This is a genomic window from bacterium (Candidatus Blackallbacteria) CG13_big_fil_rev_8_21_14_2_50_49_14 (assembly GCA_002783405.1).
In the GTDB taxonomy this organism is placed as follows: domain Bacteria; phylum Cyanobacteriota; class Sericytochromatia; order UBA7694; family UBA7694.
The window spans coordinates 158,497-180,170 of sequence record PFGG01000065.1 but is presented as its reverse complement, the minus strand read 5'-3'; the positions used below and the strand labels follow the sequence as shown (position 1 = coordinate 180,170).

General features: G+C 47.9%; 20 protein-coding genes. 12 read left to right on the top strand and 8 right to left on the bottom strand.

The window, feature by feature from the left end; translation table 11 throughout:
* The first annotated feature begins 122 nt into the window (after window positions 1–122).
* Genes COW20_17690 through COW20_17680 form a run of 3 tightly spaced genes read left to right on the top strand, consistent with a single transcriptional unit; the run spans window position 123 to window position 2,809 of the window.
* Window positions 123–599 carry a hypothetical protein gene (locus COW20_17690; protein PIW46074.1) on the top strand — a complete coding sequence of 159 codons (477 nt, stop codon included), beginning with the start codon at window positions 123–125 and terminating at the stop codon, window positions 597–599.
* Complete coding sequence (locus COW20_17685; GenBank protein ID PIW46073.1) at window positions 596–1,510, top strand: homoserine kinase; 915 nt, start codon at window positions 596–598, stop codon at window positions 1,508–1,510. Before COW20_17690 ends, COW20_17685 begins: the two co-directional genes overlap by 4 nt.
* A gap of 45 nt (window positions 1,511–1,555) precedes the next feature.
* On the top strand, window positions 1,556–2,809 hold the full coding sequence (locus tag COW20_17680) for an aspartate kinase (GenBank protein ID PIW46072.1): 1,254 nt from the start codon (window positions 1,556–1,558) through the stop codon (window positions 2,807–2,809).
* 53 nt (window positions 2,810–2,862) lie between these two features.
* On the opposite strand, the gene COW20_17675 is transcribed toward COW20_17680, so the two are convergent.
* From COW20_17675 to COW20_17655, 5 genes are all read right to left on the bottom strand, one after another.
* Window positions 2,863–3,777, bottom strand: coding sequence for a phosphate/phosphite/phosphonate ABC transporter substrate-binding protein (locus COW20_17675; protein ID PIW46071.1), 915 nt, complete (start codon window positions 3,775–3,777; stop codon window positions 2,863–2,865).
* The gene (locus COW20_17670) at window positions 3,774–4,910 is read right to left on the bottom strand and encodes a glucose dehydrogenase (protein PIW46070.1); all 1,137 of its coding nucleotides are present in this window, start codon (window positions 4,908–4,910) and stop codon (window positions 3,774–3,776) included. Before COW20_17670 ends, COW20_17675 begins: the two co-directional genes overlap by 4 nt.
* A gap of 75 nt (window positions 4,911–4,985) precedes the next feature.
* On the bottom strand, window positions 4,986–7,220 hold the full coding sequence (locus COW20_17665) for a hypothetical protein (GenBank protein ID PIW46069.1): 2,235 nt from the start codon (window positions 7,218–7,220) through the stop codon (window positions 4,986–4,988).
* 10 nt (window positions 7,221–7,230) lie between these two features.
* Window positions 7,231–8,241: a tRNA (adenosine(37)-N6)-threonylcarbamoyltransferase complex transferase subunit TsaD gene (gene tsaD, locus COW20_17660; GenBank protein PIW46068.1), complete on the bottom strand. Its 1,011-nt coding sequence runs from the start codon at window positions 8,239–8,241 to the stop codon at window positions 7,231–7,233.
* Window positions 8,242–9,231, bottom strand: coding sequence for a hypothetical protein (locus COW20_17655; GenBank protein ID PIW46067.1), 990 nt, complete (start codon window positions 9,229–9,231; stop codon window positions 8,242–8,244). It abuts the gene before it with no gap.
* Window positions 9,232–9,286: 55 nt separating this feature from the next.
* On the opposite strand from COW20_17655, the gene COW20_17650 reads away from it, so the two are divergent.
* Window positions 9,287–10,318, top strand: a complete 1,032-nt coding sequence (locus COW20_17650) for a hypothetical protein (protein ID PIW46066.1) — start codon at window positions 9,287–9,289, stop codon at window positions 10,316–10,318.
* A 1-nt stretch (window position 10,319) separates the two neighbouring features.
* On the opposite strand, the gene COW20_17645 is transcribed toward COW20_17650, so the two are convergent.
* Window positions 10,320–11,978: a hypothetical protein gene (locus COW20_17645; GenBank protein ID PIW46065.1), complete on the bottom strand. Its 1,659-nt coding sequence runs from the start codon at window positions 11,976–11,978 to the stop codon at window positions 10,320–10,322.
* Between the two features lie 206 nt (window positions 11,979–12,184).
* Here COW20_17645 and COW20_17640 point away from each other — a divergent pair, with 206 nt between their 5' ends.
* Entirely contained in the window at window positions 12,185–13,147 is a 963-nt protein-coding gene (locus COW20_17640; protein ID PIW46064.1) for a hypothetical protein, read from the top strand.
* Window positions 13,148–13,162: 15 nt separating this feature from the next.
* On the opposite strand, the gene COW20_17635 is transcribed toward COW20_17640, so the two are convergent.
* Window positions 13,163–13,627 (bottom strand): hypothetical protein, encoded by a 465-nt coding sequence (locus tag COW20_17635; protein PIW46063.1) that lies wholly within the window; start codon window positions 13,625–13,627, stop codon window positions 13,163–13,165.
* 196 nt (window positions 13,628–13,823) lie between these two features.
* Window positions 13,824–14,828 (bottom strand): hypothetical protein, encoded by a 1,005-nt coding sequence (locus COW20_17630; GenBank protein PIW46062.1) that lies wholly within the window; start codon window positions 14,826–14,828, stop codon window positions 13,824–13,826.
* A 130-nt stretch (window positions 14,829–14,958) separates the two neighbouring features.
* Between COW20_17630 and COW20_17625 the strand changes: the two genes are divergently transcribed.
* The 7 genes from COW20_17625 to COW20_17595 all read left to right on the top strand — a co-directional run bounded on the left by COW20_17625 (window position 14,959) and on the right by COW20_17595 (window position 21,649).
* Window positions 14,959–16,488, top strand: a complete 1,530-nt coding sequence (locus tag COW20_17625; GenBank protein PIW46061.1) for a hypothetical protein — start codon at window positions 14,959–14,961, stop codon at window positions 16,486–16,488.
* Window positions 16,489–16,501: 13 nt separating this feature from the next.
* A complete protein-coding gene (locus COW20_17620; GenBank protein ID PIW46060.1) occupies window positions 16,502–16,930 on the top strand; it encodes a hypothetical protein in 429 nt (142 codons plus the stop codon).
* 63 nt (window positions 16,931–16,993) lie between these two features.
* Window positions 16,994–19,159, top strand: a complete 2,166-nt coding sequence (locus tag COW20_17615; GenBank protein ID PIW46059.1) for a hypothetical protein — start codon at window positions 16,994–16,996, stop codon at window positions 19,157–19,159.
* A gap of 8 nt (window positions 19,160–19,167) precedes the next feature.
* Entirely contained in the window at window positions 19,168–19,404 is a 237-nt protein-coding gene (locus COW20_17610) for a flagellar protein (GenBank protein PIW46058.1), read from the top strand.
* A 14-nt stretch (window positions 19,405–19,418) separates the two neighbouring features.
* The gene (locus COW20_17605; protein ID PIW46057.1) at window positions 19,419–20,216 is read left to right on the top strand and encodes a motility protein A; all 798 of its coding nucleotides are present in this window, start codon (window positions 19,419–19,421) and stop codon (window positions 20,214–20,216) included.
* Entirely contained in the window at window positions 20,213–21,043 is an 831-nt protein-coding gene (locus tag COW20_17600; protein ID PIW46056.1) for a hypothetical protein, read from the top strand. Before COW20_17605 ends, COW20_17600 begins: the two co-directional genes overlap by 4 nt.
* Before the next feature lie 3 nt (window positions 21,044–21,046).
* The gene (locus tag COW20_17595; protein ID PIW46055.1) at window positions 21,047–21,649 is read left to right on the top strand and encodes a hypothetical protein; all 603 of its coding nucleotides are present in this window, start codon (window positions 21,047–21,049) and stop codon (window positions 21,647–21,649) included.
* Window positions 21,650–21,674: the final 25 nt, after the last annotated feature.

The window sequence follows — 21,674 nt, the reverse complement described above, 5'->3', positions numbered from 1 at the left end:
AGCCAATTGGGCTTTTGGGAGCTTAACGCTTCTGCGAGGCGTCTGAGCATTCATTACTGGATGCGGTATAATAGACAGACCGGTTGAATTGGCCGGCAACCGTCATTAGCGAGGAATAAACCATGCCTATCCTTGTCCGTTCCGTGCTTATTTTGGGAACACTTCTGCTTTTAAATGCCTGTGCTGTTCAGCGGGGGGTTATTGAACGCCCTGATTGGGCTGCTGTCCCTGTTTGGGATAGCTCAGGAATGAGTGTCACTGGACACGGTGTCTCTGATTACAGCACAAACTCCAATGATGAAGCGCAACTGGCAGAAGAAAATGCCCTGAAGGAAGCTCGCAAATTGCTTGCGCGTGAATTGGCCAAGGCCTATGTTGAATACATGGCGACGCAAAAAGAAACAGTTTCTGAAGAAGAGGCTGCAGGAAAAATTGTGCGTCAGTTGGGCAATATTGTGGCGCGTCAACGCTATTATGACGACCAGCGCCGCGTTTACTTTATTCAGCTCTACCTGCCCGCACATCGTGTTCCTGAAATTATTCATGCTGTCTTTGGTGTGCAGATTAAAGTGGGAGAAAACGGCAAGTTACACGCGTGAATCCCTTTCCTGAACTTGAGATTCGGGTTCCCGCCACGACTGCGAATTTGGGAGCCGGCTATGATTTGCTGGGTGCAGCACTCAAACTTTATAATACCTTTATTTTCAAGCCCCAGTCTGCGCTTGAGATCTTTGCTTCTGGGCCCTTTGCCGATCAATTGGGCTTTCCGCTGAATCATGAGAATAGGGTCTATCAGGCTTTTGCCTCTGTTTTCCAGCGTTTGGGTTTAGCTATTCCTCTGTTTCAATTAGAACTCCAGGTTCAGATTCCACCGGCCAGAGGTTTGGGCAGCAGCTCAACAGCTGTGATTGCCGGGCTTTTAGCTGCGAATGCCTGGGCCGGATCTCCTTTTTCCCGCCATGAAATTTTAGAGCAGGCCATTGCCTGGGAAGGCCATCCAGACAATGTGGCTCCGGCCCTTTTAGGGGGCTGTATCCTGAATATTCAAACCCCTCAAAATTATTTCAGCGCCCCTTTAGACATCCCTAAAAATTTGGACTGGGTTGTGCTTTACCCTGCGTTTGAACTTGAAACCCAGAAAGCGCGTGCGGTGGTTCCCGATTCATTCTCCAAAGCAGATTGTATTCGCAATACCAGTTTTTTAGCTGCTTTGGTCGCTGGATTTGCGCAAAACAATGATCAGCTGATTGCTCTGGGCTTGAATGATTGTTTGCATCAGCCCTATCGTCAGGTTCTGGTGCCAGGTATGCCGGAAGTGATGCAGGCCGGGCGTGAGGCCGGGGCCTTGGGGGTTGTTTTGAGTGGGGCGGGCCCCAGCTTATTGGCGTTGACCCGGCAAAACTCGGAAGAAATTGCCAAGGTCATGCAGGCCCAATGGAACCAATTGGGAATTTCCTGCGACTATGTGATTGCAGCTATAGATGCAGAGGGCGCTCTGGTACTATACTGAATAGGCAAAGCAGCAACTTCAGTACGCAATAAGAGAGCAAGATTGATGAGTATTCTCGTACAAAAGTTTGGCGGCTCCTCTGTCGCCGATGTAGAACGTATTCAAAATGTAGCCCGTAAAGTCGCGGCAAGTAAAGAAAAAAATTCTGAGGGCTTGGTTGTTGTTGTTTCTGCCATGGGAAAGACCACCGATCGTCTGGTCGGAATGGCCCGTGAAATTTCCAGCCAACCCCATGCCCGTGAAATGGACATGCTTTTAGCGACAGGAGAACAAGTCACCATTGCTTTGCTGTGTATGGCCCTGCATGAATTGGGTTTTAAGGCTGTTTCCATGACGGGTGCGCAGGCTGGGATTATTACCGAAAATCGCCACAACAAAGCAAAAATTATCAATATCGACACAGAGGCGATTCGTAAGCTTTTGGCCGAAGACTTTATTGTGGTTGTTGCAGGCTTTCAAGGGGTGACTCCCGATCACCAGATTACCACCCTGGGGCGAGGAGGCTCAGATACCACTGCCGTAGCCTTGGCCGGTGCGCTCGATGCCCCTGTCTGTGAAATTTATACCGATGTCGATGGGGTCTATACCACCGATCCCAATATTGTGTCTGAAGCGCAAAAACTTCAGGAAATCTCCTATGAAGAAATGCTGGAACTCGCTCAATTGGGCGCGAAAGTTTTGCATCCGCGCTCGGTAGAGTGCGCCAAGAAATATGGCACGATGGTGCATGTTCGCTCGAGTTTCAATACCAATGAAGGGACCTATGTCAAACCCATGAAGGATCTGGAAATTCATCGCCCGGTGACGGGTGTTACTGCAGATGCCCGCCAAGCCAAAGTCGCGATTCGCCATGTGCCTGACCGTCCAGGGGTTGCAGCGCAACTCTTTGGGGCTTTGGCTGAAAAAGGAATCAGCGTCGATATGATTATTCAATCTGTGCAAGAGAACCTTACCAATGATATTGCTTTTACGGTGCATGAAGATGATTTGACCCAGGCCATTGCGATTACCCAAGCCGTAGCAGATCAATTGGGAGCCAAGGATGTGGTCTCTGATGGCGATGTGGCCAAGGTTTCGATTGTGGGCGTGGGCATGATTGGAACCCCTGGCATTGCCGCTGAAATGTTTGAAGCCCTTTCAAAGGCTGAAATTAATATTCAGATGATCAGTACCTCCGAAATCAAAATTTCGTGTGTGGTGCAACGCGATCAGGTTAAAAAAGCGATGCAGGTGATTCACGAGCACTTTGTTTTACCCGAAGACAGCGCACTCGAAAATCAAGAGCTACTCGCACTTTAATTTTTTGTTTTTAAAAGGGGCTCTGTCATAAGAGCCCCTTTTTTAGTTGGGCTTCAGGGGGACTTTTTCAATTTGGCCTTGAGATCAATTCCTGCGGCCGCAAAGCCCTCTCTTACGCTTTTATAGTCGGCGTCATTGGCTTCTACATAGCCATCAAAATGATACAGCTTTTTGATCAGCGCTTTGCCTTCAGGGGATTGACTGTAATCCAGAATGGTTTTTTGCAGGCGTTGGGTAAGAGCTTCGGGGAAATCTTCACTCACACAAATCGTGTCAGAGGGAATGGGTTCGGTATAGGTTAAGACCCGAATTTTTTTAAGATCTTCAGGTTTGAGAAAGCGGCTCCAGGCGCTGGACTTGCCCTGGTTATCATCGGCGTAGGTAGCCCCTGCATCGACTTTATCATTGAGAACGGCTAAAATCGTCGCGTCGTGGCTGCCTGAATAAATCACTTTGTCTAAATCCGTATCAGGGTTGACGCCTGCTTCTTTCATAATCTTGCGGGCAAAGATATGCCCCGAAGTAGAAATCGGATCGCCAAAAGAAAATTTCTTACCTTTGAGATCGGTGAGTTTGTGAATTGGGCTGTCGGCACGTACAATAATCGCCCCGTAATAAGAGGCTGAGCCATTGCGTTGAGATTTGACAATAATGCGTACATTGGCTTCCTGTTTGGCTAAAACATAGGATGCTGGGCTGAGAAAGGCGGCATCGAGTTGCTTATTTTTAAGGGATTCAACAACACCTGTATAATCAGCGGCAACAGAAGGCTGAACCTCCATGTCCATCCCCTTTTCAATCACATTGAGCAGGGGTTGAATATCCTTGAGCAATTCTTCACCTGTTTCAAAGGGAACAAGCCCCAAACGTAAGACTTTGTGGTCGTTTTTCTCTTCCGATCCAGGCGCACAGGCCATGACTCCCAATAACAGAATGGCGCTTAAGGCGCTTGGAATCCACTTTTTCATTTTCTGCTCCCTGCTTCTATCCGATAAATCCGACCTTTGCTATAGTCTAGCAAGTAGAGTTCTCCATGGCCATCTTCTCCAAAGGAACTGATATTCAATCCCGAGTTGAGAAGGGGCTGATGCCAAAGGATTTTTTTCTGTTTTTGTTTAAGCCCCCAGACTTTGCCTGAGCCAAAATCGCCGTAAAGATAGAGACCTGAAAGCGCTGGAAAGCGTTTGCCGCGATAGACATAGCCACCTGTGACAGCGATTCCTGCTTGGCGACCATACGCTACGAGAGGGGCTGTCAAACCTTTACTTGAACAGTTTTGCGGCGGGGAAAAACATGAAAAACCTTCCTGTCGGTTCCAGCCATAATTTTGACCTTTCTCAACCAGATCAATTTCTTCAAAACGATTTTGTCCCACATCTCCGAGATAAAGTTCACCCGTCTGACGATCAAAACTAAAGCGCCAGGGGTTGCGCAGGCCATAGGCCCAAATTTCAGGCCGGTAACCGGCTTGCCGCTGAAAGGGATTGTCCGTTGGAATACGGTAGCCGGGGCCTTTGCTGACATCTATACGCAAAATTTTTCCGAGTAAACTGTTGGGGTTTTGTCCATTGCCATGGGGATCGTTGGCGCTGCCCCCATCACCCATACCAATATAGAGCATGCCATCTTTGCCAAAGGCAATCTGGCCGCCATTGTGGTTTTGATAGGGCTGGGGAATTTCAAGCAAAACGCGCTCACTGCCTTGAATGATGGTTTGTTTCTGAGGGTTGGCACGCCATTCCGAAATACGGGTTTTCAGGGGCGTGCCGGTTGTATAGTTGAGAAAGAAGCGCCCATGGCGTAGGTAATCAGGTGCAAAGGCCATAGAAAGTAAACCTTTTTCTCCTCCCGCTTGGATCTGTCTGCGGAGATCTAAAAAAAGTGTTTTGGGTTGGCCTTTGGCAATTTTCCAGATCATGCCCTGCTGTTCGATTACAAAGAGCAGATCGCTTCCAGCAGGAGCGGTTAAAAAGACCGGTTGCTTAAATTTTCCCGGAAGGGGCTGCAGTGAAAGACTGAGAGCCTGAGCTGAAGATGGGCTCCATAAAAACAAAAGCAGACCCGATAAACTTTTGAGTGGCAAAGCTTGAATATTCAACATGATAAAATCTCTGTTTAAATTAGTAGAAGTATCTTAGCAGGAGACCTTGGTTTTTGGCTGAATTACCTGTTTCCATTAAGCCTGCAGCCATTTATTGAGCCTGAAACTGTCCATTGGACAGATCAGAATATCTTCCCAAGGTTTTAATTGTGGAAGCAGCGCCAATTCCTGTTCTTCAGTGCCACTGAGGTAAAGCACTTGAGGAGGTGTTCGTGCTTGTTTAGCCCAGTTGTGAATTTTCTCAATATTTTCAACCGTCAGGCGGCTGATCATGCGCTGGCCAGAGGGCGGAGCTGTCTGGGGGATTTCAAGGGCAGAGTAGGTATACTCTGGGCCCAGCGAATTCTCAAGACTCTCCAGATCTTTTTCGAAAAGTCCCAGGATCAGGAGATTGGATGAAGAAGCTGGGGAGAGAGGAGTGGAAAGCATGGCCGGAAGATAAATTTCAAAACAGGTTCCTGTTTGGGGAGAACTGTTCAAGAGAATATAGCCGCCATATTCTGTGACGATGCCATAGATGATGGCCAAGCCCAAGCCGGTTCCTTCGGCTTTTGTCGTAAAAAAGGGAGCAAAGATTTTTTCCTGAATTTCAACAGGTATGCCTGTTCCCTGATCTTTGACTGAAATACACAGGTATTTTCCCGCAGGGCGGTTCCCAAAAAGCGGAACGAAAATTTCCCGCTTTTCATCTTTTAAAAAGGTTTTGATGAAAATTTCTCCCTGTTTATCCATGGCGTCGCGGGCATTAACGACCAGATTCATGACCAATTGTTCAAGGTGGGTTGGTTCCATTAATATTTGAGGGAGGTTGGGGGCGCAATCGGTGTGTAATTGTAGATTTTCGCCTAAAAGAGGCAGAAAAAGAGGATTCATTTCAAGCAGCAGTTTTTCAATGTTCAGCGGACGGGGATTGGGGCGGTGTTTACGGCTGAAGATCAGTAATTGGCCGGTAAGCGCTCGGGCTTTTTCACAAATACGTTGAATTTCGTGAACATGCTCAGCCGCAACTGTACCTGAGGCTAAAGATTCTTCAATCAGTTGGGCATACCCTTGAATGCCTGCCAAAATATTGTTAAAATCGTGGGCAATTTCCCCTGTCAGTTGGCCAATGGCATCTAATTTTTGAATCTGGCGCAGCATCTCTTCATGCTCGCGCAGGGCTTTGCTGGTTTTTTCGCTTTCGGTGATATCAATGCCTGTTGCTACGTGGTATTCAACCGTGCCTTCAACATTCAGCAAAACTGTTCCTGTCCAGGAAATACTGCGAATTTCAGCTTGCCGTGTGACCAAGGGCATTTGTGTGCTGATGGGAAAGTCTTTGACCTGAAGATCGTCAAATCGTTTTAGGTAGGATTCGCGTTCTGATTTTGGCAGCAGAAAACCGAAATGTTTTCCCTGTACCTCGTGAAAAGTATAGCCACTCAATTTTTCACAGGCTTGGTTGAAACGAATAATACGCCCCTTTTGATCGAGAACCAGAATCAAAGCGCTGCTGGTATCTAAAATGGCAGAAACGAAAAGTTGCTCATGGTGTAAAAGTACCTGCATCTGTTTTTGGGCTTCAATATTCAGACCTGTAAAACAGACCCCACAGATTTGATTCTGCTCATCCCGAATCGGAGAGTAGCTCATTTCATAGCTGACAGCTTGTCCGTCGGGGGCATGAATAATCCGTTCTTTGAAAACATGTTGACCTGTGAGGGCCTGTTCAAAACTGCTGTAAAAATCATCCAAGCGGTCGGGTTGAACATAGTTGATAAAATCTTCGCCAGCCTCCATTTCACGAAAAAAACGTTGGCGCGCAGAAATGGCGGCAACATGATTAAATTCCGTGACCCGATGCTTGCGATCTAACATGATAATCATTTGGTTACTGTTGCGAAACAGGGCAATGATTTTTTCGCGCAAATGGTGATTGCTTTGATTGGCCTGTTTCAGCTCTGTACGGTTTTCTAAGCAAGCCAGAAAACCCTGGGCAGAATGACTGATTTTTACCAAGAGAAAATCAACGTTGGGTTGTGTGAGTTTGGGGGTAAAAAAAGCTTCGAAGTGACCTTCAGGCTGGCTGCAAAAAGAGCGCCATTTGCTTTCCAGTTCGGGCTGTTCACTGCTCAAAACCAAGTCAAACCAAGGTTTTTGCAAGACTTCATTCGCATGCAATCCCGTCAATTTCTGCCAAAAAGCATTAACAGACAGAATGCAACCCATAGAATCCAACTCAAAAAGTGCCACAGGAAAATCCACTGCGGTCTTGCCCAAACTCTTCATGATGGTATCATAAGACACTTTTAAGCCTTTGTCACGCTTCAAATTGAACTTTTCAAATCTGTGAAAGTGGGTAGCGTGGGCGGGTTTGGAGTTTAAAACGCATGTCTTCAGGTTTTTTTTGCCATTGATACCAAGCGCAGGCTGCAATCATGGCTGCATTGTCTGTGCAGAGTTGCAGGGGCGGCATAAAGACCTGAAAATTTTGAGCTTGGGAGGCTGTTTTAAGACGTGAGCGTAAGAGAGAATTGGCGGAAACACCACCTGTCACAGAGAGTTGTTTGATATTTTTTGTTTCAATCAGACGTAAGGTTTTTTCCAGCAGTGTATCTATGGCGGCACTCTGAAAACTGGCACAGAGGTCTGCAATCGGCAGTTCTTGCTTGTTTTGCTCAAGTTTGCGAACTGTGTAAAGCACAGCTGTTTTCAAACCGCTGAAACTGAAATCCTGTTCCTGAAGCATGCTGCGGGGAAACGGAAATGCCTCTGGATTGCCTGACTGGGCCAGCTGATCGATCACAGGGCCTCCTGGATAAGGCAGCCCAAGCAGGCGGGCGACCTTGTCAAAGGCTTCACCGATGGCATCATCCCGTGTGCCCCCCAAGACCTGATACATTCCATGGCCATCCATTTGCAATAACTGCGTATGTCCTCCCGAAACCAATAAAACCAAGAGGGGAAATTCAATCTGATCGGGAAAACTGAGGAAGTTCGCGTAAATATGCCCTTCGAGGTGATTGACACCAATCAAGGGGCGATCGATCAGCCAGGCCAAGGTTTCTGCTGCGGTAACACCGACCAGAAGTGCGCCTTGAAGGCCTGGGCCACAGGTAACTGCAATGGCATCTACGTCGGTATAACTGAGGCCAGCGTTTTCAAGGGCACTGTTTAAAAGGGGGTGCAGGGCTTCGACATGGCAACGGGAAGCCAGCTCTGGTACCACGCCCCCATAGATTTTATGTTCTTCTATTTGAGAGCGAATTTCACTGGATAAAATCCGACGTCCGTTTTCAACCAGAGCGACCGCTGTTTCATCGCAACTGGACTCAATCCCCAGAATAATCATTTAGAGATCCTTGCGTCGATTGACCGGGCGAAACTGACGCAGTTGTTGGGCGCTTAAGCCTGTATCTGATGTTGGTGCGGCTGGAGGGGAGTCCTCCAGCGGAGCCTCTTCCATTTCATTGGCAAGGGCTTGTTTGAAGAAACTATTCTTGCGGGGTTGGGCAGTTTCAGGGGCCGCTTGAAATGATTTGGGCCTGGGAGAGACGCCCTGGACGCTTAAAAAAGGTTTAAGCACAGACTCTACGTAAAGAGGATGGTGTCGGTGCTGCAGCAGAATGACGCTTTCAAGACACATTTGCAGGTAGTGGATTTGGCGGGCTCGCCAGGCATCCAACTGCTCTGCGATCGGCATGAAAAACAAGGCTGAAAACAGCACGCCGTAAAGTAAACTGACCAATGCAGCCCCTAAAACCTCTACAGAAATCGCGGCCTCAGCAGTTTTTTGAGTCAGTTGCAGTAGGATCAGCAGCGCGCCGCCCATGCCAAAAGCGGGGGCAGATTGACCCATGAATTTCCAAATACGAATTTCGCGGCCTTTTTGAATACTGGTTTGGGCCAGTGTGGTTTCCAAGGTTTCACGGATCATGGCTGCAGTATAGCCGCCGCCGACCAGGCCCAGTCCTTCTTTTAGCAAGGGGTGATGTAAACGGGGGCGCATTGCTTCGAGTAGGCGTTGGGAAGCTTCGGGAGAATCCGCTTCCCGCATTTGTTGCGAGAGGTAAACGCTGGTATCATAAACATCCTGAAGATCAGGGTCTTGGCCTCCAGAAAAGGCAATCAGGAAACTGCCCAGGCTGCCGATCAGTTCTGACCAGGAAAATCCAAGCATGGTCGCACTGAGGGTGCCGCCCACAATCAAAGCCAGTGCTTGTGGTTGAAAGAGCAGGCCGAGCAGACGCTCATCAGAGAAGATGGCCCAGATCAAAAGTCCCAGGCCTGCAAACATACTGAGCAAGGTGGGCATTCGTTTTTGTAGAAAATGTGTCGACATTTTTCCTGGTTCCTTGGCTGAACTTGTTGTATTATAGCCGAAAGAGAAAACGATTATGTTCAGTTTTGCATTTATTGTACCCACGGGTATTGGAGCCGCTGTGGGCGGTTATGCCGGCGATGCTGGTATTGTTGTGCGCTATTTGGCTTCCTTGGCGGATTGTGTGCTGACGCATCCCAATGCGGTCAATGCCGCCATGTTTTATGAGCAGCCTCCACAGGTTCGTTATTTAGAAGGCACGTATCTTGATGCTTTTTTTCAGCGTGAATTGGGTTTTAAAAAACAAGCCAAACAAAGCATCGGGCTGGTGATTGATCGGGCCTGTGAACCCTATCTGCCGATACTTGAGAATGTGGTGCATGCCACAGCAATGAGTACAGGCTGTACGCTCAAGGGCTATACCCTGACCTCTGAACCTGTTGCCTTACATTTTGAACCCCATGCCTATGGCTATAGCGGTACGGTTGAAAATTTAGAGGTTTTGAGCGCAGCAGCGCATCGTTGTTTGGCGCAGGGAGCGACAGCTTTGGCGATTTTGACCTGGATGGACATTTTAGAGCCTGGGGTGGGGGATGACTATTTACAGGGCAAGGGTGTGGATCCGATTGGCACACTGGAAGCTTTGATCTCCCATGCTTTGGCACGGGAACTGCAAGTACCTTTGGCTCATTCCCCGATTTTTGCACCCGAAATTATTTCTGAGCGTCTGGATCCACGTGTGGCGGCTGAAGAAATTGGTTTAAGTTATTTGCCCTGTGTTTTAAAGGGCTTGCACCATGCGCCTGCGATTGTTCCCTATACAGACTCTGAAATAAAACTTGAAGATTTAGATGCAGTGCTGGCTCCCTGGAATGCTGTAGGGGGGCTTCCGATGCTGAGAGCGGTTGAAGAGGGGATTCCCTTGATTCTGGTCAAAGAAAACCAGAGCGATTTAAAGATCACCCCCGAGATTTTGGGTTTTGCTCCAGAGGCTTATTTTTTGGTTGAAAACTACTGGGAAGCTGCGGGGCTTTTGCTGGCGCTGAAAGAGGGGATTGATCCCAGAGTCTTACGCAGACCCTTGTCCCCTCTGCTTCAGCAAATTTAGGCTAATCAGCTCTTTTTCTGAGCAGTCGCCAAAGCAATCCTATAGCGGCCAAGCTGAGGAATCCAGCCATTCCCCACCGTTTTTGCTGGCGTGGAGAGGGTTTTAAACGTGGCAGGGGCGGAACCGGTTCGGTGGGGGGGATGGCTCTGCGGCGTCGATCTTCCGGTCGCCAGTCATTGACTTCATCGCGGGGCCAGGCGGGCCCATTGAGCTGAACTTCTAAGATCCGATCAAAATCAGTAATTCCCTGGGTTTTGACATAAAAACTGGCAGGACAATGGGCAGCATAATAGAGTCTGAAATGAAAGAAATTTTTGACGACCACAATATCGGCTTCTCGGACTTTCAGTCCGAGATCCTCGTAAAAATCAGGCTTCATGGGCATGGCATAGCCTTCTGTCAGAACCAGTTGCACGCAATCCGCGTCTAAAACAGCCATTCGTCCAAAGTTCTTGGTCTGTTTCAAATTGCGCAGACGCCCAGTCACACTGATGGCGGGATTGACTTCAGGTTGTAAGCGCCCCCCCACAGAGAGTGTGACCTCATCGCCTATTTCAAGCTGAGAGAGTTTTTCAACCGCAACGGGGTCACGCAAGGGAATGAGAGAAAGCAGATCGTGTTCTTCTAAGAGTGCTTTGAGCAAATGGGTATTTTCCCCCGTTCCGCCCGCGCCGACGACATCTGAAGCATCACAGAAGGCGATGGCGCCGAGTTTTCGACGGAGTTTGGTCTGATGCACTTTGCGCAGGGCCTCATCAACTTCCATAAAGCGTGGCGGTTGTTGGTGGCGTACTTTCCAGCAGCGTTCGGCCAAATCTTCGGCCAAAGATTCAGCCAAATCCTGATTATTTTCGCTGATCACGACCACTGACCAGCCCAGTTCAGGGTGTTTGAGATAGGGGTGGCACATAAAAACAGAGGCATCCAGAATGCCGGGTTGGCTGCACAGGTCTTTAAGATATTCAAAAATCCCGCGCATGGGGGGCCAGAAATCAAGGGTATTGCCGCCTCCTAATAAAAGGGGAAGGCTGCGCCAGGCCAGGGTGGGGCTTGATTTCTTGTCTGCAAGTGGAATTAAAAGCTTGCCTGCGCGAAAGCCCGTACGTGCCATATCCCAATGGGGATTGGTATGGTAGGCGCAAAGACCATTCAAAAGTGCAATTTTTTCAGCTGTCATCAGCCCGTGTAAATCAAAACTGGCGATAATCGGCAGATCGGGTCCGACCACTTCGCGGATGGCTTTAAGCAGGCGAACCTCAGGATCCTGTTCATTTTCTACACCCAGGGCCCCGTGCAGAGCCAGATAAAGGCCATCCAAAGGGCCTGTCTGTTCCAGCAATTCCTGAAAGCGTTGGCAAATCTGATTGAAATAGGTCTGTTCAACTGGCCCTCCTGAAATAGACCAGGCACTGAGGAGGGGGACTGTTTCAATCTGATCTGCCTGAGTGGACTTGCGAACAGCTTTCAGAAAACCAGATAATTCAAGGTTTTTCAGAAAGCCCTCAACTTCCCACTGTCCCTGTTGACAGGCTTGCTTCAGCGCCTGCCCTTCGAGATAATGGGTACGCTCAAAATCTTCGCGGCGGGTGAGAACCGAAGAAAAAGCATTGCTTTCCTGCATAAAACGTCCAAAAGCCAAACGAAGAGGGCGCTGATTCATCGGGGGTCTCCTGTTTCAAATACAATCTCAGGGATTGCTTTGATTGATCTTTCTGCTGCCATTATACCGCTCTTGTTCCTGTCGCGATTTTCAGATCCACGAGATTAAGACCAACTTAATTTTTACTCAAATCCATTTAACGAAAAGCAGACTCTGGTCTGTTTACCCATATAAAAGTCTGAGAACCCAGTCCACAAGGAGTATTTATGCAACTGAATTCTCTGGTGTCTTTGGCCCCTGACCTTTTGTTGGATCCCCGCCGTTTGTTTCAATTGCCGCAAGCGAAAAAAAACACTATTCAGACGCAGAGTTCTCCCCCGCAAGCGTTTGCCCCTTTTGTGCTTGCGCCCATGCTCCAGCAAGGACAAGCGGCAACTTCCCTGAATCTCTTTCCAGCAGAGGCAACCGAGCTGAGCCTCGATCAGATTCGTGCAGGAAGTATTGCCGGAGTAGGTTCAAAAGGAGCCGCTGTACGGTGGTTGCAGGAAAATCTGACAAAGCTGGGTTATGCCGTTCAAATCACGGCTGAGTTGGGGCCTACCACAGAATCACGATTGCAAAAATTTCAAAAAGATTATGGAGTTCAGTCCACAGGCAAATTTGGCCCTACCACCTTGAAAGCTGTCGAATGGGCGATTCAACAGACCCATGCGATTCAGGCCTTGAGAAAAGTCAGTCCAAGCCAGCTAAAAAAAATGGATGCCAGCCAATTTTTTAAAACCCTTTTACCCGCAGCCTTGGAATCGGAACGGGTTTATCATGTGCCTGCCGCAGTCACTTTGGCGCAAGCAGCGTTAGAGTCAGGTTTCGCGGCTTCACCGATTGGGGGCTATAATATTTTTGGTATCAAAGGCCGTGGACCTGCGGGTTCTGTCATGGTGGGTACCACAGAATATTATGGGGGCAAAAAGACGGCGATTCAGGATCGGTTTGCCAAGTACCATGATTTTTATGAAGCTGTCAGTGCGCACGGAAAATTGTTTCACAATGGCTATTATGATAAAGCGGTGACACAATTTGCGAAAGATCAAAATACCCACCGTTTTATCGACAATATGGCCAAAACCTATGCAACCGATCCCCAGTATGCAAGCAAACTGAAGTCTATGATTCAGCAATATGGTTTGGAGATCTTGGTCAATTCAGCGCGTAAAATTCCCACGGTTTAGCTTCTTGGGTTTGGCTTAACCGTTGCTGAGCACCATGTCTCGCCCCAGGTGTTGAATGCGATTTGCCTGCTGGTCATAGCCATAAATTGCGTAACTGCCGGTTCCCAAGATTTCGTAGGTCACCAAACCCGGTGTTTTGGTGGCTGATTCATCATCATAGGAATTGCTTTTTCCCATTTTATTGGTGAAGGGGTTTCTAAACTCCTTGGCTGCTGGCTCGTTGATCATGGCAATATCTGTCATGAGAGCTGTCACATCATCTGGATAGATTGCAGAATAGATTACACCATAGACTTCGACCATATTTCGGAAAGTCGACATATTGGTCTTGGTGCTCGCAACTTTGGCGCGGGCTTGCGAGGAAATCATATTGGGCAAGGCAATCGCAATTAAAATACCCAGAATGACGATCACGACCATCAATTCAATCAAAGTAAATCCTGATTGGTTACGAAGCAACGGTTTTTGAAAAATTTGCATTGATACACCCTATTAAAATGAGAAACAATGTAGCTTTTTAACGCAAAACGAAAGCGTATTTACAATTTTGTTACATTTTCTCTAAATAAATTAATTACACCTGTTATGAAATTATATTCCCAGCTTTTTCGAAGTGTAAACCGGAGTATGCGAAAAAAATCAAAAAAGCGAAAAAAAAGACAGAAATGTCTGCGTTTTAGCTGTGAGAGCGATGGGTGAAAATTCTTGCAAAATCGGTGCGGTGGCGGGTGGCTGTCCAGATTGGCGGGTTGGTCGCCAAAAGGGTTAAAAGTGCTTGAGAAAAATCAATTTTAAAGGCATCTGCTGAGAACCAGCGAAATCCAATCCCAATTGAATGGCTGAGATTGCTGACATGGTGCCACCAAGAGGGAGGGTTAAACAGAATATCCCCGGCCTGCAAAACACATTCGTAGTGATCGAGATGGCGCATGGCAGGATAAGTTTCATAGTCAGGGTTTTCGGGGTTAAATTCACTGTGAAAATAAGGGGTTTTGGTTAAAGGTGGATTCAAGACACAGTCATATTCCGGTGGATAAAGAATCCAATGTTTCTCCCCATAGACCTGAATAAAAAGATTGTGTTCACTGGCGCTGTGCAAATGCGTTTTGCTGCCTTTTCCGCCAATGAAAACCTGAAATGTTCTTCCTGAGGCGATCTGATTGCGATGTTTCAGCAGCCAGGGCAAATCAAGATCAGCCTGCAGTTCAGGGTGTTCGTAGAGTAAACGATTAAAACGGCTGTATTTTTTGAGGGCTTGGGCATCCATATTGGCGATCACATCGGCCAAGGTGGTTTCTTCGGGCGTGCGTCTGATGGTTTGGATATTGTCAGGTGCAGCATCAATTAAGAGGATTTTGTCCTGGCCATAGTGCTGCGATAAAAATGCAGGGGTCCATTTGCCTATACAGGGCCAATCTTTCGCAGCACCTTGCAATATAACTGGAATACCCCGCTGAAGATAGACCCGTTGAAACTCCTCAAGAGAAAGATTTTTTCGCCGCTCGATTGGAAGTGTTTTTCCGGGGGTGGAAGGCAGATTTGCCAAAATTTGATGCTTAATTTTTTCTCGTTCTTTTGCGGGCCATTCACCCAATCGGGAACCCAATAAATGTTCAAGGATCCAAACTTGGCTAAAAGCTTGTCGCAGCGATTGATTTCCCGGTAAGCGGGTCATCTCCATCTTTTTATACTTCTTTCTGAATACTCACCCTTTAATTCTAGACTTCGCCTTTCTGTATGTACAGAGGTTTTTATTTCTAAATTTAAGTTTGGGAAGACTGTGTCCGATACCCAATGAAGAGGTAAAAAATATGCAGTGTGTTTCAGCGCTGACACCGGTTTGTCCTGCGACCATCCAGACAGAAAATCAAAACCTGACCCAAGCGGCTGTTTCTTCTGAAGATTCAGGCGGATCTTTTCGGTCTGTTTTTCAGGGGGTCAGGGCGGAGCTGTCTGATACTGTTGAGGATAATGCGGCAAATGGGGCTGAAGAGTGTGCTCCCTCCGTTCCTGTTGCGGAAGAAGAACCAGGAGCTGAGGAAGAAAACGCTGTCGCTTTATCGGATACAGGTTGGCTTCAGCCCAGTATTCAAAGTTTACTGCTTCAATCCGCAGTGCATGTAGAAGACGAACCTGATCCCATTCAGTCAGAAATCGAGCAGAATTCGTCTTCTCTCCCAGTGCAGAAGACTGAAATGAAGGATCCGTCAGCCATGACTGTTGATCCGACAGTAAAAGGCCCTGATGAAGCAGGGCAAAATCCAAAATCTGCGTCTGCTGAGACACAAAATCAGAGCTTGGCTGTCACCACAGAAGAAACCGAATCTGTTGTGCCTCAGCAGCAGGAACCCCAGCAGTCGAATCGAAAAAGTGACTCTGAAAAAAACGCAGAAAGTTTAACCGCTCAGCCTGAGATCTCAATGGTTTTGCAAAATCCAAAATCTGAAAATACGACCGTTGCGAAGCCTTTTGAAGAGCCGGTTTTAGAAAAAGAGACAGCCAAAGCAGAGCCAAAGGAAACCCAAGAAGGGCCTGAAGAAGCACCCGTTTCTCAACAAAACATAGGGCATGCGCCGACTTTGATTATTCCAGAATTGAAGTCTGATCTCCAAGCTGTTCTGGGGGCGGATGCCAGCAGTATCAAAACCCAAACGCTTCCAGCCACCCTTTTTTCATCGGCCTCAACCCAGCTTCAGCCGATTCTAACGGCAGAACTTCCTGTGTCGAAGGCCGAGCTTGCCTCTGCTTCTGAATCGACTGCTTCGTCAGAACGCTTAGCCCCCATAGCGTCTGCCTCTGTCTTCGGCTTGGGGCAGAGTGGCAGTCTGAAAAGCGAAGCTGATCTTTCTGCTTCGGGGCCACCGCAGCATTTAGAGCCGCACTCTCCCCTTCCTGAAAAAACGGGCCTTCAAATGATGGGAGAGAAAATCCGGCTTTTGCGTCAGGAAGGGGGGAATGAAATTCGTTTGAGTTTGAAACCCGCTGAACTGGGCAAAATCTCGCTGCAAATGGTACAGCAAAATCAGGAATTGAAATTACATATTTTTACAGACACTGTACTGGCCAGGGAAGTGCTGGAAAGCCATTTGCCACTTCTCAAACAAAATCTCCAACATCAGGGGCTTTCATTGCTGAATGTAGAGATTGAATTTAACCCTCAAGAAGCCCAGGGTGGTTTTTCAGAGCAACGACAGTCTTCATGGGCTTCACAACAGGGAGCTCAGCAACACAGAACATTTTTTTCAGAAGCAGAGGAGGATGAGAGTTTGGATCTAAGTCAACATCTCAGTCCCCTTGTGATAAAGCAAATCGAAACAACGCGCGTCAATTTTCTGGCATGAAGGAGAGCATACGATGACTTCACTCGATCCGATTTTATTCAGTGGAACGGCCCCCAAAAGCGCCGATTCAGTACCCAATCAACAATTGGGAAAGAATGACTTTATGAACCTTTTGATGGTGCAACTGCGCAATCAGGATCCCCTCAATGTGCAGGATGATCGTCAGTTTATTGCGCAAATGGCGCAATTCAGCTCTTTGGAGCAAACCACCAATCTTTCGTTGGCGATTGAAAATTTGGTGGGGTTTCAGCAATTGACCCAGGGCAGTGCTCTGTTGGGCAAAGAAGTCGAGGGGCTTTATTTTCCACCTGGATCTGATACCGCTGAAACGATGCAGGGAAAGGTGACCGAGACGCGTATGACAAACGGTGAAATGCATGTTTTAGTCGATGGGCAGGAATTGCCAATTAAATATATTACCCGGGTGATTGAACCGAAATGAAGACAGAGAACCCCATGACGCTCAAGACAAATCTATTAAATTTTCTTTCAGGGAGGCTGATGCATGTATCGCGCATTTAATACGGCTGTTTCAGGCCTGCAGGCCAATCAAACGCGGATGGAAGTGATTGGCAATAATATTGCCAATGTGAATACCACGGCCTTTAAATCCAACCGTGCAACCTTTGAAGAACTTTTCGCCCAAAACTTGCGCGGAGCAGGGCAACCCAATGGCAACCGAGGTGGGATTGACCCCATGCAAGTGGGCTTGGGTACCCATGTGGTCTCGATCGATACGATCTTTACGCAAGGGGCTTTGCAAACCACAGGCAAGAATACTGATATCGCGATTCAGGGCAAAGGATTTTTGGTCTTACGCGATGTTCAAGGTGCACAGATGTATAGCCGGGATGGAAATTTGGGGCTGGATGCCGATCGACGTTTGGTGAGCGCCACAGGCTTAATGGTGCAGGGCTACACGGCTGACAAACAGGGTGTGATTAATGAAAATGGACCGATAGGGAATATTACGATTGAAGCCAATCGAACCTACCCCCCCCGTGCCACGACCAAAGTAAATGTTGCTGGGAATATTTATCGTCCCAGCAGTTTAACGGCTGCAGAAGCCTATGCCCATTCTCAACAGGGGCGGGTGACCTCTGGGGTGACCGTTACGGGTTTGGGCAATGGCGCCGGTCAGTTACAACTGGGAACCGCCAATCCCAATACCTTAGATGCGGGAGAGTTTACGATCAACAATGTGTCGATTGTCGGAACTGTCCCTTTGGTAGCTACGGATACAACGACCACGGTTATGCAGAAATTGGCAGATTTGATCAATTTTCACAAGGACAAAACCAATGTGGTGGCAACGGTCAAACAGGCAGCGAGCGCAGGGGCTGGTGAAAATCAAATTGTTTTAACCCAGCTTCAGCCCAGTACAGACAAGCAGATTGTCGTCGGAGGGACGGGTTTAGCGGGTATTACCTTGAATGCCTCACAATTGTTTACAGCGGGTACCACCACGATTGAAACCCTGGCCACCAACACCACTGGGCAGGCAACGGCTGCTTCGATTTCATTAACCAGTGGCGATATTCTGGTCAATGGCGTGGATATTGGCTCTTTAGCCGCGACACCTGCGACAAGCACAGCAGAGCAGAATGCCCAATCAATTATTTCTTTGATCAACGCCAAAACCGATGTAACCGGTGTGACCGCTTTTAGTGATGGCAATGGACGCATTTCGCTCAAAGCCATGGCGCGCGACATTATCCTCAGTGGGCAGACGGTTGCTGCGGGACTGGTGCCTACGGCGGCTACCCCAGGGGGAGTTACCAAACCCAATGTCTCCGGCTTGTTTACAGGTCTGAATCAGGCCAAAACCGCAACAGTGATTGCTGGAACTTCCACCGATGTCTTTGACGCTTTGGGTGCCAAGCATACGATTGCCATGGATTATATCTCTGATTATGATGTGGTGGTTGCTGGGGGCATTGTTCAAGGAACCCGTGATTCAGGGATTTGGAACTGGGCAGCTACTTCAGGAGAGGCCAATGTGGCTGTTTTAAGCAGCGATGGCAATACCACCACCAGCAATTTGCCTTTGCGCCAGGTGAGTTTTAACGATAAAGGAATTCTCAGTAATTTTTCAGGGCGTTTTACCTTGAATTTCTTGAACAGTGACGCGATCAATGCAAATTCAATTTTTTCATTCAATACCAATTTGAGTCCGAATATTTCCCAGCCTCAACCCATGACTGTTGATGTGGGAACGGCGGGCGATACCAATGGTTTGACGCAGTTCAGTGGCCCACAGACTTTGACGGTGGCGACGCAGGATGGTTATTCTGCGGGTGATTTAAGTTCGTTTACGATTGCGCCTGATGGCACGATTCGTGGGCTTTTTTCAAATGGTCAGCTCCTGTCTTTGGGAAAACTGGCAATGGCGAGTTTTGTCAATGAAGACGGCTTGATTCGCGGTCAACAGACCTCTGGACAGGGGGGCAATGTCTATCAGGAAACTTCAAATTCAGGTTCTGCACGAATTGGTTTTGCCCAAGCCGCTGGCAATGGCACGATTATAGGCGGTGCCTTGGAAGGCTCGAATGTGGATCTTGCCGAGCAATTCACAGACATGATTGTTACTCAACGTGCCTTCCAGGCCAATTCGCGTACGATTACCACTGCTGATGAAATGTTGCAGGAGGTTCTCTCCCTGAGAAGGTAAGCTGAAATATGATTGAACTTACCCGTTTAAATGGACATAAGATAGTGGTCAATCTGGATTTGATAAAATTCATAGAGGCGACTCCAGATACCCTGTTGACGCTTTCTACGGGCGATAAACTGATGGTTCAGGAATCTGTTGAAGAGGTTCTGGAACGGGTGATCGTTTTTCGGCGCAGCATTCAATTTCCCCTGGTACGCCCTCTCGAAATTGAGGGGCTCCAGGGGTGTGATACAATGGGCTGAGGTATTTCTGAACAATGGATTTAACTGCACCCATCGGACTTTTAATTGCACTGGTAGGAATTGTTGGGGGCCGCGTTCTTGAAGGCGGTAACCCTCTTTTCCTGATCCAGCATACTGCCTTTGTGATTGTTTTTGGCGGCACGGTGGGCGCGATGATTTACGGATCACGCAGTCTGGATATCCTTTCCTTTCCGAAGCATCTCCGTAAAACCTTTGTCAAAAATGAAATACACCCTGAAGAGGTGATTCCCCAGTTGGTGCGTTTTGCAGAAAAAGCGCGCCGTGAAGGCTTGCTTTCCCTTGAACGCGAAGTACCCAATGTTCAGGATGAATATCTGAAGCAGGGGCTGCAATTGGTGGCCGACGGAACCGATCCTGAAATTGTAAAATCGATTATGACGATCCAGCTTGAACAACAGGAAACACGGCATGAGCGCGTGATTAAAATGTATGAATCGGGTGCAGGGTATGCTCCTACAATTGGGATTATTGGGGCGGTTCTGGGCTTAATCAGCGTCATGGAGCATTTGCATTTGGGCATTGAAAAGGTCGGGCCCGGGATCGCTGTGGCTTTTGTTGCCACGATTTATGGCTTGGTTTTGGCCAATATTCTCCTTTTTCCCATGGCAGGAAAGCTAAAATTAAACAGTCACGCTGAATTGCATGTGCGCGAAATGATTTTGGAAGGAATTCTTTCGATTCAGGCCGGAGACAATCCCCGCATTATTGAAGAGCGCCTGAAAGCCTTTTTGTCTGCAGAAGAGCGCCTAGCCTATGAAGAAAGTCGCGAAGCCCGGAAAAACAAAGCGTGAGCAGGCGTCGTAAAAAAGCAGAAGGGCATATTAACCATGAACGTTGGATGGTTTCTTTTGCTGATTTCATGACTCTGCTTTTTGCCCTTTTTGTCGTACTCTTTGCGGTTTCCAGTGTGGATCAGCATAAATATGAGCAAATGACAGTTTCTGTAGAGAAAGCCTTTGGTGTGGTGCCTGGTCAGGCCGCTGATCTGCTCGAAAAAAAACCTGGAGAATCAGCCGGTGTGAGCATTGTGCGTCCGATTGTGGCCCATCCCCCCATGGAGGCTTTGCGCAAAGCCAATGCGGATACCAACCAAAAATTAGAAAAGATCTTAAAAAATTCAGAGCAGTTGTCTAAGCTTTTGCGCTTGCGCAAAGAAGAGCGCGGGAGTGTTCTGCAGCTTCAGGACAGTTTATTTTTTGCCAGCGGCAGTTCTCAACTGCGACCAGAGGCCTTTCCCGTATTGAAAAAATTAGCGCAGGAACTGCACCAATTGAATCTGCCTTTGCGGATTGAAGGGCATACAGACAATGTTCCGGTTCAGGGGGGGCTGAGTTCAAATTGGGAGCTTTCAGCCCTGCGGGCGACCCAAGTCTTGATGTTTCTGGCAAAGAACAGTAAAATCCAGCCGTCCACCATGTCTGTGGCTGGCTATGGTGAATTCCGTCCGATTGCATCCAATCAGACAGAATCTGGGCGTGCACGTAACCGACGTGTGGATATTGTGGTCTTGAGTTCGATTGCGAGTCTTCAAGAACCCGTCAATAACAGCTATACTACCCAAAGCCCTGATCAACTGAATCAGGAATTGGAAGCCAAACTTTTAAGCAGGAGGAAATGAGTTATGGCCGCACGATTAAGTGGTAGACCGGCTCCCCGACGTAAAGGGCCAGGAATGCCTGAGGATGAGCCTGCTGCTCCTTCTGTTCAAAAAAATAAGCCCTCCAGACAAACCCTTCTCTTGATTTCTGCATTGACAGCTGCGATTCTTTTGGCTGGCCTCTCTACTGCAGGGCTTTTATTTATTACCTTAAATCCCTCTGCAGGCCTTTTGAGGGGCTCAGAGGCTTCTTCTGGAGCAGAGTTTAAGGCCGGACCGATGTTTAATCTGGGGCAGTTTACAGTGAATTTGGGCGATGTGGACCAGCGTCGTTTCCTGCGTACTTCTTTGACACTTTTGTTTACCACTTCGGATAGGGCCTATCTTTCAGGAAATACCTCCAAGAAAGAAGCCTGGCTTGAAAATCTTAAAGCGAGCATGAAAGAAAAGCAACCCGTTTTTCAGGATATTGTCGTTTCAACCTTGAGTGCAAAAACTGCCCAAGCCCTGGGAACACCGCAGGGCAAAGCTGAATTGAAAGCAGAGCTTACCACGCGCTTGAATCAGTATCTCGACAAGCAGACTTTTATCCAAGATGTATTTCTGACTGAATTTATTATTCAGTAGTCCATGACAGGAGAGCCAAAGAGCT

Excerpts from the sequence above, each read along its gene's own strand:
- COW20_17690 (PIW46074.1), top strand. The coding sequence starts at position 123 with ATGCCTATCCTTGTCCGTTCCGTGCTTATTTTGGGAACACTTCTGCTT.
- COW20_17680 (PIW46072.1), top strand. The coding sequence starts at position 1,556 with ATGAGTATTCTCGTACAAAAGTTTGGCGGCTCCTCTGTCGCCGATGTA.
- COW20_17675 (PIW46071.1), bottom strand. The coding sequence starts at position 3,777 with ATGAAAAAGTGGATTCCAAGCGCCTTAAGCGCCATTCTGTTATTGGGA.
- COW20_17670 (PIW46070.1), bottom strand. The coding sequence starts at position 4,910 with ATGTTGAATATTCAAGCTTTGCCACTCAAAAGTTTATCGGGTCTGCTT.
- tsaD (PIW46068.1), bottom strand. The coding sequence starts at position 8,241 with ATGATTATTCTGGGGATTGAGTCCAGTTGCGATGAAACAGCGGTCGCT.
- COW20_17655 (PIW46067.1), bottom strand. The coding sequence starts at position 9,231 with ATGTCGACACATTTTCTACAAAAACGAATGCCCACCTTGCTCAGTATG.
- COW20_17650 (PIW46066.1), top strand. The coding sequence starts at position 9,287 with ATGTTCAGTTTTGCATTTATTGTACCCACGGGTATTGGAGCCGCTGTG.
- COW20_17645 (PIW46065.1), bottom strand. The coding sequence starts at position 11,978 with ATGAATCAGCGCCCTCTTCGTTTGGCTTTTGGACGTTTTATGCAGGAA.
- COW20_17640 (PIW46064.1), top strand. The coding sequence starts at position 12,185 with ATGCAACTGAATTCTCTGGTGTCTTTGGCCCCTGACCTTTTGTTGGAT.
- COW20_17635 (PIW46063.1), bottom strand. The coding sequence starts at position 13,627 with ATGCAAATTTTTCAAAAACCGTTGCTTCGTAACCAATCAGGATTTACT.
- COW20_17630 (PIW46062.1), bottom strand. The coding sequence starts at position 14,828 with ATGGAGATGACCCGCTTACCGGGAAATCAATCGCTGCGACAAGCTTTT.
- COW20_17625 (PIW46061.1), top strand. The coding sequence starts at position 14,959 with ATGCAGTGTGTTTCAGCGCTGACACCGGTTTGTCCTGCGACCATCCAG.
- COW20_17620 (PIW46060.1), top strand. The coding sequence starts at position 16,502 with ATGACTTCACTCGATCCGATTTTATTCAGTGGAACGGCCCCCAAAAGC.
- COW20_17615 (PIW46059.1), top strand. The coding sequence starts at position 16,994 with ATGTATCGCGCATTTAATACGGCTGTTTCAGGCCTGCAGGCCAATCAA.
- COW20_17610 (PIW46058.1), top strand. The coding sequence starts at position 19,168 with ATGATTGAACTTACCCGTTTAAATGGACATAAGATAGTGGTCAATCTG.
- COW20_17605 (PIW46057.1), top strand. The coding sequence starts at position 19,419 with ATGGATTTAACTGCACCCATCGGACTTTTAATTGCACTGGTAGGAATT.
- COW20_17595 (PIW46055.1), top strand. The coding sequence starts at position 21,047 with ATGGCCGCACGATTAAGTGGTAGACCGGCTCCCCGACGTAAAGGGCCA.